Source organism: Paraburkholderia phenoliruptrix (assembly GCF_902859825.1).
GTDB lineage: Bacteria > Pseudomonadota > Gammaproteobacteria > Burkholderiales > Burkholderiaceae > Paraburkholderia > Paraburkholderia phenoliruptrix.
This window is the reverse complement of record NZ_CADIKB010000103.1, coordinates 1-2443: the sequence shown is the minus strand read 5'-3', so window position 1 is coordinate 2443 and position 2443 is coordinate 1. Positions and strand designations below refer to the sequence as shown.

At 68.6% G+C, this 2443-nt stretch carries 1 protein-coding gene; it reads left to right on the top strand.

What is annotated here, in order from left to right; translation table 11 throughout:
* The coding region (locus HV711_RS33120) for an ImcF-related family protein (protein WP_035486426.1) at positions 1-2443 on the top strand (2443 nt) is incomplete at both ends.

Sequence of the window (2443 nt, the reverse complement as noted above, 5' to 3'; positions counted from 1 at the left end):
CCCCCCGGCCAGCGCCAACGAGCGATCTGGCAAACCATCGCCGACCACAGCCGCCAGCTCCACGGCCGCCGCATTGGTTTCCCGCTGTCGACGACAGCCGGATGGATAACCACGGCCCTGCTCGCCAGCTGGATCGCCGGCACGATGCTGTCGGGCTTCGTCAACCGCGCAACGATCCGCCACGCGGCCGACACCGTCGCGCAGCTGACCACCGTCGAGGATCGCACGCCGGCCCTGCAAGCCCTCCATGGCCTCGACCGGCAGATCGACACGCTGGAAATCCATCAGCGCGAGGGCGCGCCGTGGACGGCGCGTTTCGGCCTGAACCGTGACGGCGCCCTGCTCGAGGCGCTGTGGCCGGGCTACGCCAGTGCGGCGAGCCGCATCCTCGTTGCCCCAATCCGCCAGCAGCTCGAAGAACACCTGCGCCAGCTCGCGTCCCTGTCGGACGCCGAGATCGCCAGTGGCGGCAACGCACAGGTGCAGGCCGCCTACGACACGCTCAAGGCTTACCTCATGCTCGCGAAGCCCGAGCGGGCAATCGCCGCCTTCCTGACGCCCCAACTGGTCGCGACGGCCGCGCCCGGGCGTCCCGCGAACTCGCCCCTGTCGTCCGGCACCTGGGACGACCTGCGCCAGCACACGATCGCATTCTTCGCAGACCACCTCGGTCGCGCCAGCATGCCCGCGATGTCGCCGGATGCTGGCCTAGTCGCCTCGACGCGCCAGACGGTCATCGGCGTGCGCGGCATCCAGAACTCAACGGACGCGGTCTACCAGCAGATCCTCGACGAGGCGAAGGCGAAGTATCCGCCCGTGTCGCTCGCCACGCTGCTCGGCGACACGAGCAGCCGCGGCCTGTTCAACACGACGGCGACCGTGCCGGGCGTGTTCACGCGTGCCGCGTGGGACGAGCGCCTCGCGAAGGCGATCGACGACGCGAGCGAGCAGCACGACGTGGCAGGCGACTGGGTGCTGTCCGACGTGAAGGCGACACAGGCCGCACCGTCAACCCTGAAGGCCGAACTTCGCCAGCGCTACTTCGACGATTACGCGCGCGCGTGGGCGCTGTTTCTCAACAGCCTTCGCTGGCAGCCGGCGCCGACGCTGTCCGCGACGGCCGACCAGCTGACGCTGCTGGGTGACCCGCAGCGCTCGCCGCTCGTCGCGCTGATGAACGCGGTTGTGTACCAGGCAGGCGCGGGCGCGAACACGCAGTCGCTCGCCGGGAACCTGATCAGCAAGGCGCAGCAGCTCGTCGGAGGCGGGGAGAAGGATCCGTCGAAGCAGACCCCGCCCCAGCCTGCGCCGCTGGCCGCAGCGTTCGGGCCGATCCTGCGCCTCGCAGGTAGAGACCTCACGGGCAGCGATCTGGCGTCCGGTGCGCCAGCGAACAGCAAGGCTGCGGCGCAACTCGCTGTGACCGGGGACCTGAGCCTCGCGCGATACCTGGAGCGGGTCACAGCGATGCGCCTGAAGGCATCGCAGATCGTCTCCGGCACCGATCCGGATGCGATGGCACGCCTCGCTGCGCAGTCGGTGCTGCAGGGCAGGACGTCCGACCTGGCCGGGAGCCGCGACTACGCGAGCCGCCTGGCCGCGAGCCTGGGCGAGCAGTGGTCGGGCTTCGGCGAACTGTTCCAGGCCCCGTTCGACCAGGCCTGGCAGGTCGTCGTGCAGCCGGCGGCATCGAGTCTGAACGAGATCTGGCGCAGCGCGATCGTGGCGGACTGGAACAGGACGTTCGGCGGGCGCTATCCGTTTGCCGATTCCGGCAACGATGCGTCGCTGCCTGAGATGGCGCGCTTCATGCGGCCGGATAACGGCGTGATCGCGCAGTTCGTCACGACGCAGCTCGCGGGGGTGATCGAGCGGCAGGGCGACCGGTGGGTGGTGGCCCAGGGTGCCAGTCACGGCGCACTGTCGATCGATCCGGGCTTCCTCAGCAGCCTGAACCGGCTGACGCAGATCTCGACCGTGCTGTTTCCCTCGGGCGACGCGCATGTGCGCTTCGAGCTGCAGGCGGTGCCGTTCTCGGGGATTACTGAGATGAAGTTCGTGCTGTCCGGACGTGAGCTGCATTACTTCAACCAGAAGCAGGAATGGATGCCGTTCGAATGGCCCGGCCAGTCGCTGGAGAATCTGTCGCACATCGAATGGCAGACGGAGCAGGGTGGGCTGCGCACGGCGCTTGATGCACAGGGACGGTTCGGGCTGATCCGGCTGCTGGAGCGCGCCAGGGTAATGCAGCAGGACAGCGCGCGCTTTCTGCTGACGTGGAGCCCGGAGACGAGCGAAGGCATTGCGCTGAAGGTGCAACTGCGCAGCGAGGCCGGTGCAGGTCCGCTGGACGTGTTGCAATTGCGTCATTTCATGTTGCCGACACGGGTCTTCGTCACCGGTGCGGCGAATGGGGCGGCGAATGGGGCGGCGAATGGGGCGG